The following is an 11,831-nucleotide window of genomic DNA, read 5'->3' as shown; positions in this document are numbered from 1 at the left end:
GGCTGCCAGGCGTCGAGCCCGCCGGCCTGGGCCAGGGCGTTGTGGGTCAGGCGGCTGCCGGTGTACGGCGCGAGCAGGCACAGGCCCGCCAGCCCGTCGGGCTCGCGCTGGGCTGCGCGCAGCGCCAGCAGCCCGCCCAGGGAAATGCCGCCGAGCCACAGCTCGTGATGCCGCCGCCGCAGCGGCCGCAGCACCGTGTGCACAAGCGCTTCGGTCGCGGCATCCCCGGTGGTGGGGTCGAGATGCAGGTCGGGCACATGCAGGGTCAGCGGCGAGCGGGCTTGCGCCAGGGTGGCCGGCAAGCCGGCCTGCTCCACGTGTTCGGGCGACATCTGCGCCCCGGGCAGCAGCACCAGCGCGCGCGGGGCGTCCGGCCCGAAGCTCAGGCCCTTCATGCCGTCTGCCCGCCGCGCGGGGGTGGCATGAAGGCCGCCGAAAGCAGCAGGGTCAGCAGCACCCCCGGCGCCACGGTGACCCCCATGGCGCGCAGCACGGGCACGTGGGACACCGCCAGCGCGCCGAAACCGATCACGGTGGTCAGCACCGCCACGCTCATGGACAGCCACAGGTCGGGCGTCAGCCCGCCTTCCTCCTGGACCTGATCGAAGAACAGCGCGTAGTTGGACCCGATGGCCACGATCAGCAACAGCCCGACCAGGTGCATCAGGTGCAGCGGGGTGCCGGTGGCGTGCATCGTGGCGGCCACCAGGGCCACCGCCAGCAGCAGCGGCGTGACCACCCGCGCCAGGCGCCGCAGCGAACGCAGCGTGAAGGCCAGCAGCGCGATCACCGCCAGCACGCCGCCCAACGACAGGCCCATCGCCTGGTCGAGGTAGCTCGCATAGATGCCTTCGAACTCGCCCTTGAGGTCGACCAGCACCGCGCCGGTCCCGGCGAGGGCCTGCGCCAGGCGCTCGACCGGCACCTCGGCCTCGGCCGCGCCGTGGGGCGGACGCAGCGGCAGCACCGCGTTCCAGCGCCCGTCGAGGGTGCGGTTCATGAGCGCATCCACGGCCATCGCCATGGCGGTGCCGTCCAGATCGGCGCGGGTCAGCGGGCCGGCCTGCCGGGCCGCCTGCACATCGTCGAGAAAACCGCCCAGGCGGGTGGCCGACAGCGGCGCGTCGAGCAGGGCCTGCGCCAGGGCCTGTGGCTGCACTTCACGCGGCGGCAGCGCCGCCAGGCGCGCGGCCTGGGTGCGTTCGCTCGGCAGGAAACGGGCCGGGCTGTCGTAGCCGCCGATCAGGCCCTGCGCCACCAGCGCATCCAGGCGCTGGCCGGTCTGCTCGGCCGCCTGCAGGACCGCTTCGCGGTCGGCGCCCGAGAGCAGCACCAGGTAGCGGGCGTCGGGGGCGCCGATGTCGGCGCGCAGGCGGGCATCGACCTGCGCCTCTTCGGCGCTGACCGTGGACAGCGCCGACAGGTTGGTGCTCCACAGGCGCGGCCCCTGGAACGCCAGATAGCCCAGCGCCACCAGGGCGGCCACCACCAGCGGCCAGCGCAGCACCGCCGCCTGCGAAAGCCAGCCCTGGGTGGTGCGCGCCAGCGGCCCGGGCGGCGGCACCTGCAGGCGTTCGCCCGCCAACACCGGCAGCACATGGCGCGTGACCACCGCGGCCACCACCACCCCCGTCACCGCGTACAGCCCGAGCTGGGCCAGGCCGGGAAAGCCGGCCAGCATCAGCACCGAGAAACCGGCCGCCGAGGTCAGCACCCCGAGCCGGATGGTGGGCCAGAACCGCTCGCGCCAGCCCTGCACGCCCACCCGTCCGGCCTGGACGAAGTAATAGATGGCGTAGTCCACCCCTTCGCCGATGAGGGCAGCCCCGAAACCGAGCGTGATGCCGTGGATGCTGCCGTAGGCCAGCGCCACCACCGCGGCCGCGACGATGGCACCACTGACCACCGGCAGCATGCCCAGCGCCAGCATGCGCAGCGAGCGGCAGATCACCAGCAACAGCAGCCCGATGCCGATGCCGCTGATCAGCGAAATGCGTTCGATGGCGTCGCGCACCGTCGCGCGCGCCTGCACGGCGAACATCCCGGGGCCCGACAGCACCAGCCGCAGGCCCGACAGGGCCGGCCGCGCCTGCAGGCGGGCAAAGGCGTCCTGCACCGCCGCGATGGCCTGGGCCTGGCCGTCGGTGTCGGCGCCGCCGGCGCGGGTCTGCGCCAGCAACAGGGCGCGCTCGCCGTCGGGCGACGACCAGACGCCGTGTCGGGTCGGGGGTTCGCCACCGGCCTGCATGCCGGTGAGCACCTCGACCAGTTCGGCCGTGGGGTCGCGCAGCACATAGGGTTTGAACAGCTGCCCCATGGGCGACGACACCAGGTCGATGGCGTTGGCCACCGCGTCGCGCAAGCCGGCCACCTCGAAACGCCCGGGCGCGACCCGGGGGCTGAGGTGGTAGCGGAAGCGCAGCAGAAAGTCGCGCTCGGCCGACAGGCCGTCGAGCTCACCGTTCTGCACGCTGGCGTAAAGGTCGCTGGCGGTCAGTGCCTGGCGCAGGTCCCTGGAAGCCTGGGCGCGCTGATCGTCGCTGCCGCCTTCGATCGCCACCATGAGCAGGCGCGAGACCGAACCATCCTTCATCTGGTCGACCAGCAGGCGCTGCTCGGCCGTCGGCGACGACGGCAGGAAAAACGACATGTCGGCCACGAAGCGTGTCTGCGTGAGCACGGCCAGGCCGGCCAGCATGGCCATGGCCCAGAGCACGAGCTTGAAAACGGCGGCTTTCACGGCGTCACGGTCCGGTGATGGGCTCGATGCTCAGCTCGGAGCGGTCGCCATCGGCCTGCAAGTACTCGATGCGCCGCACCTGCTGGCCCTTGCCCTGCACGGTGATGCGCTGCAGCAGCGCCGTGACCGCCGGCGCCAGCGGCGTCAGTTGCAGCGACCATTCGGCCGGCGTGCCGCTGAGGGCAAGCCGGAAATGGCGCTCCAGCGCCGCGCGGTCGCCCGCAAGCGTGCTGCGCACGCTTTCCACGAAGGCCTGCGCTTCCGGGCGGCTGGCCACGTTGAGGGTCATGCGGCGGCCGTCCATGCGTTCGAAGCTCACGTAGTCGCCGTCGAGGATCACGGTGTCCGGCCGCGGCGACAGCGTGCGCTTCTCCAGCCGCGAGGGCGGCGTGAAGCTCATCTCGCCGCTGGATTGCACGGGCTTGTCCAGCAGGGCCACGGTGCGGGTTTCCACGAAACGCGCCTTGCCGCCCTTCTGCTGGGCCAGGTTCTTCATGAGATCGTCGATGTCGAACGCAGCATGCGCCGCCAGCGAGAGGCCGGCGAGACACACGGCGAGCAGGATTCGGAAGGTCATGGGTGGCGCCAGAAATCGTAGAAATTGAACCAGTTGTCGGGAGCGGCCCGGGTGTAGCGCTCCAGCGTGGCCACGTAGCGGTCCAGGGCCTGGTCGATCGCCGCCTGGCGGCGTTCGCGCGGCACGTCGCTGAAGTCGGCCAGCGGCTCGAAATGCAGCCGGTAGCGGTTGCCGCCCAGGTACAGCCCGGTCATGAAGAACACCGGCCGCCGCAGCATCGCCGCCAGGCGCCAGGGTCCGATGGGAAAGCGGGCCGCCTCGCCCAGGAACGGGCGCAACGCGCCTGGCTCGTCCCCCACCGACCGGTCCGCCAGGATGCCCACCAGGCAGCCTTCATCCAGCCGGTCGCGCAGTGTGATCATGGCGTCCAGCTGGCCGAGCGGGATGATATCTTGCACCGCCGCCGGGTTGATGGCCTGCAGCGTCGCGTTGATCTTGCGGGCGTTGTCCTCGAACATGGCCATGGCCACGCGCAGGCCCGCGCGTTCGCGGCCCATGGCGCGCATGACCTCGAAGCTGCCGAGGTGCGCCCCCACCAGCAGGGCACCGGGTCCGGCCTCGCAGGCCGCCAGCAGGGCTGGCGCGCCGTGCACCTCCACCGCAAAGTCGCGCTCGCGCCCGCCCAGCAGGAACACGCGGTCGTGCACGGTGCTGGCAAAACTGAACATGTGGCGGTAGCGCTCGGCCCAGGTGGCGGGCCGGCCCAGCGCGCGCACCAGGTAATCGCGGCTGGCGCGGCGGGCGCGACCGGCGAACAGCAGGTAGTAGGCGGCGATGCCGCGCAGGATCGCGCGACCGACGCGGCGGCCGAAGGTCCGCGACAGCCAGACCATCAGCCGCAGCACCCAGGCATGGCTGCGCTCGCGCTGCTGCGTCCAGTCGGGTCCGGCCGCCGCCTTCATGCGCCGGGCGCTTGCAGCACGCCCGAAGCCACGGCGTCGGTGCCACAACGGATGTGGAATGCCCAGGCGCCGGTCGGGGTCGGCTCGCAACGCAATTCCAGCGTCTCGCCGGGCACGACCGGCCGCAGGAACTTGGCCCGCACCACCTGCCAGCCCGGCTGCCGGCCTTGGGCCCCCTGCAACAGCAGGATCACTCGGTCCAGCAGCACGACCCCTGGCACGATGGGCCGCCCCGGAAAGTGCCCGGCCAGGGCCGGGTGGTCGGCCGGCACGGTCCATTCAGCGTGTGGCATCTGGCGCCTTTCCCGACACGTGCTGCCCATACAGCTGTTCCAGCGCGCTGCGCGGCAGCTTGCCGGCGCTGTTGCGGGGCAGGCTGTCCAGCAAGACCAGGGGGCGCGGCAGGAAGACAGCGTCCAGGCGCTCGCGCAGCGCGGCCATGATCGCTTCGCGCGTGCGCCCCGGCGCCACGACGAAAGCACTCAGGCGCCCCACCCGGTCGACCTCATCGTCGTGGGGCAGGAAGAAAGCGCCGTCCAGCACACCGTCGATCGCCGTCAGTTGGTGATTCAGGTACGCCAGCGAGGTGCGCTTGCCGGCCAGGTTGACCATGTCGGCATGGCGGCCGAGCAGTTCGAAGCGGCCGTCGAGCTCGCAGCGGATCAGGTCGGCCAGCGGCACGCGGCCTTCGACGTGGCCGCCATGCGCCCAGGTCAGGCTGTCACCGGCGGTCTGCGCCAGCGCCACACCGGTCATCAGGCGCCAGACCGGGCCGTCGGTGGTGCGCCGCGTGGCCAGTTGCGACGATTCGGTGGAGCCGTAGATTTCGTGCACCGGCGCGCCGGTCAGCGCCTCGGTGCGCGCCGCCAGTTCCGGCGCCAGCGGCGCGGTGGCCGACAGCCAGAGGTCGACGGCCGGCAGCGCCACCTCGGCCGCCATCACGCTGGCCAGGTGAAAGGGGGTGGTGACCACCATGCGCGGACGCGGCACGGCCGCCAGCGCCTCGACCAGGTCCTGCGGAAAAAAGGGTTTGCCACTCCAGAATCCGCAGCCGCCGTGCAGGGCCAGCAGAAAGGTCGATTCGAACCCGTAGCTGTGCTGCGCCGGCACCGTGCCGACCAGCGCGTGCGGACGCTGGTCCAGCCCCAGGGCCTGCGCCTCGGCACGCCCGTTGGCCACCAGCTTGCCCCAGGTCTTGGCGTGCGGCTGCGGCAGGCCGGTGGAGCCCGAGGTGAACAGCACGGCGACCGTGCGCTCCACCGGGATGAGTGGCATGGCGGGCTCGGCCGCCAGCGACAGCCCGTCCAGCGCCGGCCAGGCCAGCGCCGCCATGCCCGGCACCGTCGTCGGCGTTTCACCGACCAGCAGCGCGCCCGGATGGCTCTGCGCCAGTTGGCGCAGGGTTTCGGCCGACTGCGACGAAGGTTGCAGGCTGACCCGCCCGCTGACTGCGCAGGCCCCCAGCAGCACCGCGAAGTGGTAGCGGTCTTCGCACAGGTTCACCACCCAGGGGTGGCCTTCGGGCAGCCAGGCGGCCAGCGCGAACACATGCCGCACATAGTCCGCCACGGTGACGGGGCCCTGCGGCCGCCAGGCCAGGATGTCCTGGGGCGAACGGTCGGACACCAGGGGCCAGGAGGAAGCGGGGGAAGCACTCATGAACGGGGCGCGTCGTGGGGGGCGGGTTGCTGGCCCAGGCGGCCGCGCTCGCGGTACGCGCGCACGATCGCCTGCAGCGAAGGCCGGTCTTCGGGCGGCAACGCGCGCTGGCGGACCCCCATTTCAACCAGGAACATGAGGCCCACCAGCGGCCCGGTCAGCAGGTTGGCGTGGACCGACCAGACTTCGGTCGGCGCCCAGGCGAAGAGCAGCGTCGACACCAGCGCGTTGACCACGAAGAACACGGTCCAGGCCCAGGTGACGCCGCGCGTGTAGCGCTGCTTGCGCGGCGAGATGCCGTGGCCGAAGATCAGGCGCGCCATGCCGGTGACCACCGGCTCATGGCCGGGCAGCAGTGAGCGCCCGAACCAGTGGGCGAGCGCCAGATGGGCGCCCAGGTGTTGCAGGTAGTACAGCCACGCCAGGTTGCCCCGCAGCCAGTGCCAGTGCCGCAGCAGCAGGGCGCCAGTCAGCACCACGACACCCACCACGGCCGCGCTGCGGGCCCAGCGCGGCAGGGGCCATTGCCAGGCCAGCAACAACAGCGCCAGCCCGAGAGGGGCCACGGCGACCACCGCATGCAGATCGGCCGGCCCGATGCCCAGACTGGCCAGGTGGGCCGACAGCACCCAGCCCAGCAACAGCAGGCCCATCAGCGGCGCCTGCCACCTTGCCGAACCGGCCGAAGCGCTCATTGCGTGCGGTGTTCGGCAATGTGCGCCGTGAGCGAGCGCAGCGAGGCGAAGATCTGCTGGTTCTGCTCGTTGTCGGACTTGAGCTGGAACCCGTAGCGCTTGGACACCACCAGCGCCACTTCCAGCATGTCGATCGAATCGAGCCCCAGACCATCGCCGTAGAGCGGCTCGTCCGGATCGACCTCGGCGGGCTGGACGTCGAGATTGAGCGCCTCGATCACCAGGGCCGCCACTTCAGGCAGCAGCAGGTCGACGGAAGGGAAAGGGGTGTTCTGCGTCATGGCGGATTCAATGAAGGGAGGCCGGCGCGGCACGGAACGCCAGCACGGCGTTGCTGCCACCGAAGGCAAACGAATTGGACAGGGCGGCCCGCACGCGCGTGCCCTGCCGACCGGTCAGCACATGGTCCACGCCTTCGCAGGCCGGGTCGATGCGGCCGGCCAGGTGGGCCGTGGGAGGCAGCGACTGGCGCGCCAGGGCCAGCACGGTGACCAGTGCCTCGATGGCGCCCGCCGCCCCGAGCAGGTGGCCGTGCATGGATTTGGTGGCGCTGACCGGCAACCGGGGGGCGTGCGCACCGAACACGTCGCGCAAGGCCGCGATCTCGACCGGGTCGCCTTCCTGGGTGGCGGTGCCGTGGGCGTTCACGTAGTCCACCTCGTCGGGCTGCAAGCCACCTTGCCGCAGGGCCTGGCGCATCGCGCGCGCCTGCCCGAGTGCATCGGGCCGGACCAGGTGGCTGTGATCGCAACTGCCGCCATAGCCCACCAGTTCGGCATGGATGCGCGCACCGCGGGCGTCCGCGTGGTCCCAGGATTCGAGCACCAGCGCCGCAGCGCCCTCGCCCAACACCAGGCCGCCGCGATCGGAGGCAAACGGTCGGCAGGCCTGTGCGGCCGCTTCGCCCTCGCCCGGCGCGATCATGCGCATGGCTTCCCAGGCCTTGGCCACGCCGTAGGTCAGCGTGGCGTCGGAGCCACCGGTCAGCATGACGTCGGCATCACCCGCCCGGATGCGGCGGAAGGCCTCGCCGATGGCGATGCTGGCCGAGGCGCAGGCCGCCACATGGCTCGAACTCACGCCCCCGAGCCCCAGCTGGATGGACAGGTGGGCGTTGACCGCATTGTTCATGCCCAGCACGACAGACAGCGGCGACAGCCGGGTGCGCCCCTTGATCCACATGTCGCGGTAACCGCGTTCAAACGCCTGCACCCCGCCCAGCGAGGTGCCCCATTCGCAGCCCCAGGCGTCGCGCTCGGCCGGGTCCTGCGGCTGGCGCTCCAGGCCGGCGTCGGCCCAGGCGTCGAAGGCGGCCGACACCCCCAGGTGCGCAAACCGCTCCATCATCGAGGCCAGCGGTTTGCCCAGCGCTGCCTCGGGACTGAAGTCCTGGCAGCTGACGAAGGGCATCGAAATCGGTTGGGGCTGGTCGTCGGTGACCACGTGGCGGATGGCCGACTCTCCGGCCAGCAGGCGATTGAAGAAATGGTCCAGATTCCCGCCATACGGGCTGACCAGTCCCAGGCCAGTCACCGCGACACGGCGCGGCAGCATCACGTTCCCACGGCCTTGGCCGCCAGCACGCGGTCGATGACGCCGCGCATCTCGCCCACGGTCTTGGGCAGCACATCGGGCGAATCGATGGAAATGTCGAGACGGTCCTCGGCCTCGAACATCAGTTCGGCCAGCATCAGGGAGTCCACACCCAGATCGGCCAGCAGCGCGTCGTCCACCACCCGGGTGGCCTCGACGCCGAGACGGTCCTGCAAAAAGTTACGAATGATTTCCGTTGAATCCATGGTGAATGTGCATCCAGTTCGTGAGCCAGGACCGCTGCGTCACACCCTGTTTGGCCGCCTCCCGTTCCTGGTTTCATTGTATCTGGCACGGGTCGGCGCACCGGGCGTCAGCGGCGCCGATATGATGCGCCACGACCTTGGCCCGCCCGCCTTCACAACCATGCCCGACCGCTCTGTTCCCCGCGCCGTCTCTGCCACCTGGCCTACCGAGCTGGGCCTGCGTGTGGTCCATCTGTGGCTGCTCAAAGCGGTGGGCACCACCCTGTTCATGGTGCTGTTCTTCCAGGCCTATTTTTATGTGCTGCAGCACCCGTCGCGCGCGCCCTGGGTGATGCCCGAGATCTGGCTGGACCGGCTGGTGCCCTTCACCCCGGCCGCCTTCCCGGTCTATGCCTTGCTGTGGGTGTACGTGTCGCTGCCCCCGGCCCTGATCGGCAACCTGCGGGCACTGCTGCGCTTCGGGGCCTGGGTGGGCCTGCTCTGCGGCAGTTGCCTGCTGGTGTTCTGGCTGTGGCCCACGCGCGTGCCGGATTTCGGCATCGACTGGTCGAACTACCCCGGCCTGTCGGCGCTCAAGGGCATCGATGCGTCCGGCAACGCCTGGCCGTCGCTGCACGTGGCCACGGCGGTGTTTTCGGCCTGGTGGCTCTACCGCCTGCTGCAACAGATGGGTGTGCCCCGCGGGTGGCACGTCGTCAACGCGGGGGTCTGCGTGGCCATCACCTGGTCGACGCTGGCCACGCTGCAGCACGTGGCCCTGGACGCGCTCACCGGGGCGCTGGTCGGCGCGGTCTTCGCCTGGCTGTCCCTCACGCCGGCCGATCTCCGGCTGTCGCAGCGGCTGCAGCAGCGCTTGGCTCAGTCGCGCAGCACCTGAAGCACGTCGGAGCGGAACTCCCGGCTGTAGAGGATGGCCACCACCACCAGCGTGGCCAGCACCATCGCCACCGGCGACACGAACCAGGCCAGCAGCGCGAACGCGAAGTAGTAGGCCCGCAGCCCGTCGTTGAAGGTGTCGGCCGCCGAAGCCACCAGCCTGGCGGCGCGGTGGGCAAACCGCTCGCGGTCGAACTCGCCGCTGTCGAAAGCTTCCGGCGGCGGCATCGAACCGATCAGCAGCGCCACGAAGGTGTACTGCCGCATGCACCACGAAAAGCGGAAAAAGGCGTAGATGAAGATCGCCACCAGCACCAGGATCTTGAACTCGAACACGATCAGCGTGGTGGCCTGCGCGAACGGGATCTCGCTCATCAGCTCGGTGGCCTTGTCGGTGGTGCCCAGCAAAGCGAACAGCCCCCCGATCACCAGGATCGAGGTCGACGAGAAGAACGCCGGCGTGTTCGACAGCGTCTGCGTGATCAGGCCGTCGAGCATGCGCGGATCGCGGAACGTGGTCTGCAGCATCCAGTAGCCGCGGTAGCGGTTGGTGGTGACCAGCAGCGACGACTGCCGCACGCCCCACCCCTTGGCGAAACCCGCGTAGCCCACCCAGAGCGCAAAAAAGCAGACCAGCGCCAGCCAGTCTGCCCAGGGAAGGATGCTGAAGATCTTCATGCCGCGGATGCTAGCGCGGCATGAAGCCGGCCTGCCTCAGCCCTTGAATTTCTTCGTCACGGCGGCCACGCGCTCGCCGAAGAGGCGGGCGGTTTCGAGGTCGCCAGGCAGCATGTCGGCGGCCCCCGCATCCGACGGCGACTGCGCGATGGCCCCGCTGTACGAAACCAGGTAGTTCACGTCGTTGCGCTGCGCACCCTGGGTGTTGCTTGGCATCAGGCCCTGGCTGACCCAGATCATGCCGTGCTGCATGGCCAGCGTGAACAGGGTGTTCAGCGTGGCCAGCTTGTCGCCGTTCATGCCCGCGCTGTTGGTGAAACCGGCGGCCACCTTGTCCTTCCACTTCTGCGAGAACCAGGCCTTGCTGGACGCGTCGGCGAACTTCTTGAACTGCCAGCTCACGCTGCCCATGTAGGTGGGCGAGCCGAACACGATGGCGTCGGCCGCGTCCAGGGCTTCCCAACCGCCTTCGGGCAGGTTGCCGTCGGCGTCGATGGCCAGGAGTTCGGCACCGGCACCGTCGGCGACCGACTGCGCCATGCGCTGGGTATGGCCGTAGCCGGAATGGTAGACAACAACGATCTGGGACATGCGAGGACTCCTGGGTTGGTGGGATATCACGGAAGGCGGGTCACCGGGCGCGCTTGGCGTCCAGGCTGAAGGCACCGGCACCGAAGGCGGCGAAGGCCAGCAGGCCGCCAGTGATGGCGATGTTCTTGAAGAACATCAGCTGCTGGACCATCTGCTGCTCGGCCGGCACGGCCCAGTAGGCATGGAAGAAGAAGCTGGCCACCAGGGTGAACACGGCCAGGGCGATGGCCGCCACGCGGGTGCCGAAACCAACCAGCAGCGCCAGGCCACCGACCAGCTCGATCACCAGCGCGATCGCCACCCCGACGGTGGGCAGGGGCATGCCCATGGCGGTGGCGTAACCCACGGTGCCGGAGAAGCCCGCGATCTTGCCGAAGCCGGCCGGCACGAACAGGATGGCCAGCAGGACGCGGCCGATCAGGGACAGGGGAGATTGGAGAGCGTTCATAAAAAACTCCTTGCAGGGGAAATTGACGTTACAGGGTGAGGGAAAAACCTTCAGGCGGCAAGGTCAAAGACCAGGACCTCGGCGTCGCGACCCTGGGTCAGGGCGATCTGCGACTCGTCCGCCAGCACGGCGGCATCACCGGCCTTGAGCGCCTGGCCGTTGACGGCCAGTTCGCCGCGCACCAGGTGCACATAGCCCTTGCGGCCCGGCGCCAGCGCCAGTTCGGCGGACTCCGTGCCGTCGAGCAGGCCGGCATACAGCGACGCGTCGGCATGGATCTGCACCGAACCGTCGGCGCCATCGGGCGAAGCCACCAGGCGCAGGCGGCCCCGCTTGTCCTCGGCCACAAAGGTCTTCTGTTCGTAGCCGGGCGGGATGCCGGTCACGTTGGGTTCGATCCAGATCTGCAGGAAATGCGTGGTCTGGTCGGGCGCGTGGTTGAACTCGCTGTGGCGCACGCCGGAACCGGCGCTCATGCGCTGCACGTCGCCGGGCGGGATGCCCTTGACGTTGCCCATGCTGTCCTTGTGGGCCAGATTGCCCTCCAGCACGTAGCTGATGATTTCCATGTCGCGGTGGCCGTGGGTGCCGAAGCCTGTCCCGGGCGCGATCCGGTCTTCGTTGATCACGCGCAGGTTGCCCCAGCCCATCCAGGCCGGGTCGAAGTAGTCGGCGAACGAAAACGAATGAAAGCTCTTGAGCCAGCCGTGATCGGCATAGCCTCGGGCGTCAGAGCGGCGAATGTGCAGCATGGGGTCTCCTTTCCGATGCTTGGGGGCCGCACAGAATGTGACGGCATGGGCAGTATTCTGGGCACCCAACCGTGCATTTGGTTTGCATGAATTTGATGGCATCATTCAATTCAA

General features: G+C 69.8%; 14 protein-coding genes and 1 pseudogene. 1 reads left to right on the top strand and 14 read right to left on the bottom strand.

Annotated features, from left to right (window positions below; genetic code table 11):
* The 10 genes and pseudogenes from QQK43_RS12100 to QQK43_RS12060 form a co-directional block, all read right to left on the bottom strand.
* Positions 1-395 (bottom strand): annotated as a pseudogene (locus tag QQK43_RS12100) (hypothetical protein); the annotation flags it as partial.
* The gene (locus QQK43_RS12095) at positions 392-2,740 is read right to left on the bottom strand and encodes an MMPL family transporter (RefSeq protein WP_284307966.1); all 2,349 of its coding nucleotides are present in this window, start codon (positions 2,738-2,740) and stop codon (positions 392-394) included. The gene QQK43_RS12095 and the pseudogene QQK43_RS12100, both read right to left, overlap by 4 nt.
* A gap of 4 nt (positions 2,741-2,744) precedes the next feature.
* The gene (locus QQK43_RS12090) at positions 2,745-3,317 is read right to left on the bottom strand and encodes a LolA family protein (RefSeq protein WP_284307964.1); all 573 of its coding nucleotides are present in this window, start codon (positions 3,315-3,317) and stop codon (positions 2,745-2,747) included.
* Positions 3,314-4,219, bottom strand: coding sequence for a lysophospholipid acyltransferase family protein (locus QQK43_RS12085; RefSeq protein ID WP_284307963.1), 906 nt, complete (start codon positions 4,217-4,219; stop codon positions 3,314-3,316). Before QQK43_RS12085 ends, QQK43_RS12090 begins: the two co-directional genes overlap by 4 nt.
* Positions 4,216-4,512 (bottom strand): 3-hydroxyacyl-ACP dehydratase FabZ family protein, encoded by a 297-nt coding sequence (locus tag QQK43_RS23420; RefSeq protein ID WP_348533530.1) that lies wholly within the window; start codon positions 4,510-4,512, stop codon positions 4,216-4,218. The genes QQK43_RS12085 and QQK43_RS23420 overlap by 4 nt, the downstream gene beginning before the upstream one ends.
* Positions 4,499-5,878 carry an AMP-binding protein gene (locus tag QQK43_RS12080; protein ID WP_348533529.1) on the bottom strand — a complete coding sequence of 460 codons (1,380 nt, stop codon included), beginning with the start codon at positions 5,876-5,878 and terminating at the stop codon, positions 4,499-4,501. Before QQK43_RS12080 ends, QQK43_RS23420 begins: the two co-directional genes overlap by 14 nt.
* Positions 5,875-6,573, bottom strand: coding sequence for a COG4648 family protein (locus tag QQK43_RS12075; protein ID WP_284307962.1), 699 nt, complete (start codon positions 6,571-6,573; stop codon positions 5,875-5,877). The genes QQK43_RS12080 and QQK43_RS12075 overlap by 4 nt, the downstream gene beginning before the upstream one ends.
* A complete protein-coding gene (locus tag QQK43_RS12070) occupies positions 6,570-6,854 on the bottom strand; it encodes a phosphopantetheine-binding protein (protein WP_284307961.1) in 285 nt (94 codons plus the stop codon). The genes QQK43_RS12075 and QQK43_RS12070 overlap by 4 nt, the downstream gene beginning before the upstream one ends.
* A 7-nt stretch (positions 6,855-6,861) precedes the next feature.
* Positions 6,862-8,127 carry a beta-ketoacyl-[acyl-carrier-protein] synthase family protein gene (locus tag QQK43_RS12065; protein ID WP_284307960.1) on the bottom strand — a complete coding sequence of 422 codons (1,266 nt, stop codon included), beginning with the start codon at positions 8,125-8,127 and terminating at the stop codon, positions 6,862-6,864.
* A complete protein-coding gene (locus QQK43_RS12060) occupies positions 8,127-8,372 on the bottom strand; it encodes an acyl carrier protein (RefSeq protein ID WP_234262747.1) in 246 nt (81 codons plus the stop codon). Before QQK43_RS12060 ends, QQK43_RS12065 begins: the two co-directional genes overlap by 1 nt.
* Before the next feature lie 160 nt (positions 8,373-8,532).
* Between QQK43_RS12060 and QQK43_RS12055 the strand changes: the two genes are divergently transcribed.
* Complete coding sequence (locus tag QQK43_RS12055) at positions 8,533-9,249, top strand: phosphatase PAP2 family protein (RefSeq protein ID WP_284307959.1); 717 nt, start codon at positions 8,533-8,535, stop codon at positions 9,247-9,249.
* Here the strand turns inward: QQK43_RS12055 and QQK43_RS12050 are convergent.
* From QQK43_RS12050 to QQK43_RS12035, 4 genes are read right to left on the bottom strand one after another with little or no spacing between them, the layout of a single operon-like run.
* Entirely contained in the window at positions 9,231-9,926 is a 696-nt protein-coding gene (locus QQK43_RS12050) for a DUF599 domain-containing protein (protein WP_234262745.1), read from the bottom strand. The two genes, QQK43_RS12055 and QQK43_RS12050, sit on opposite strands and share 19 nt — an antisense overlap.
* Positions 9,927-9,962: 36 nt before the next feature.
* Positions 9,963-10,517, bottom strand: a complete 555-nt coding sequence (locus QQK43_RS12045) for a flavodoxin family protein (protein WP_234262744.1) — start codon at positions 10,515-10,517, stop codon at positions 9,963-9,965.
* A 40-nt stretch (positions 10,518-10,557) separates the two neighbouring features.
* Positions 10,558-10,965: a DoxX family protein gene (locus QQK43_RS12040; RefSeq protein WP_234262743.1), complete on the bottom strand. Its 408-nt coding sequence runs from the start codon at positions 10,963-10,965 to the stop codon at positions 10,558-10,560.
* Between the two features lie 50 nt (positions 10,966-11,015).
* On the bottom strand, positions 11,016-11,717 hold the full coding sequence (locus QQK43_RS12035; protein WP_284307958.1) for a pirin family protein: 702 nt from the start codon (positions 11,715-11,717) through the stop codon (positions 11,016-11,018).
* Between the last annotated feature and the right edge of the window lie 114 nt (positions 11,718-11,831).

Source organism: Hydrogenophaga electricum (assembly GCF_030160815.1).
Taxonomy (GTDB): domain Bacteria; phylum Pseudomonadota; class Gammaproteobacteria; order Burkholderiales; family Burkholderiaceae_C; genus Hydrogenophaga; species Hydrogenophaga electricum.
This window is presented reverse-complemented; position numbering and strand designations above follow the sequence as displayed.

Excerpts from the sequence above, each read along its gene's own strand:
- QQK43_RS12090 (WP_284307964.1), bottom strand. The coding sequence starts at position 3,317 with ATGACCTTCCGAATCCTGCTCGCCGTGTGTCTCGCCGGCCTCTCGCTG.
- QQK43_RS12085 (WP_284307963.1), bottom strand. The coding sequence starts at position 4,219 with ATGAAGGCGGCGGCCGGACCCGACTGGACGCAGCAGCGCGAGCGCAGC.
- QQK43_RS23420 (WP_348533530.1), bottom strand. The coding sequence starts at position 4,512 with ATGCCACACGCTGAATGGACCGTGCCGGCCGACCACCCGGCCCTGGCC.
- QQK43_RS12080 (WP_348533529.1), bottom strand. The coding sequence starts at position 5,878 with ATGAGTGCTTCCCCCGCTTCCTCCTGGCCCCTGGTGTCCGACCGTTCG.
- QQK43_RS12075 (WP_284307962.1), bottom strand. The coding sequence starts at position 6,573 with ATGAGCGCTTCGGCCGGTTCGGCAAGGTGGCAGGCGCCGCTGATGGGC.
- QQK43_RS12070 (WP_284307961.1), bottom strand. The coding sequence starts at position 6,854 with ATGACGCAGAACACCCCTTTCCCTTCCGTCGACCTGCTGCTGCCTGAA.
- QQK43_RS12065 (WP_284307960.1), bottom strand. The coding sequence starts at position 8,127 with ATGCTGCCGCGCCGTGTCGCGGTGACTGGCCTGGGACTGGTCAGCCCG.
- QQK43_RS12060 (WP_234262747.1), bottom strand. The coding sequence starts at position 8,372 with ATGGATTCAACGGAAATCATTCGTAACTTTTTGCAGGACCGTCTCGGC.
- QQK43_RS12055 (WP_284307959.1), top strand. The coding sequence starts at position 8,533 with ATGCCCGACCGCTCTGTTCCCCGCGCCGTCTCTGCCACCTGGCCTACC.
- QQK43_RS12050 (WP_234262745.1), bottom strand. The coding sequence starts at position 9,926 with ATGAAGATCTTCAGCATCCTTCCCTGGGCAGACTGGCTGGCGCTGGTC.
- QQK43_RS12045 (WP_234262744.1), bottom strand. The coding sequence starts at position 10,517 with ATGTCCCAGATCGTTGTTGTCTACCATTCCGGCTACGGCCATACCCAG.
- QQK43_RS12040 (WP_234262743.1), bottom strand. The coding sequence starts at position 10,965 with ATGAACGCTCTCCAATCTCCCCTGTCCCTGATCGGCCGCGTCCTGCTG.
- QQK43_RS12035 (WP_284307958.1), bottom strand. The coding sequence starts at position 11,717 with ATGCTGCACATTCGCCGCTCTGACGCCCGAGGCTATGCCGATCACGGC.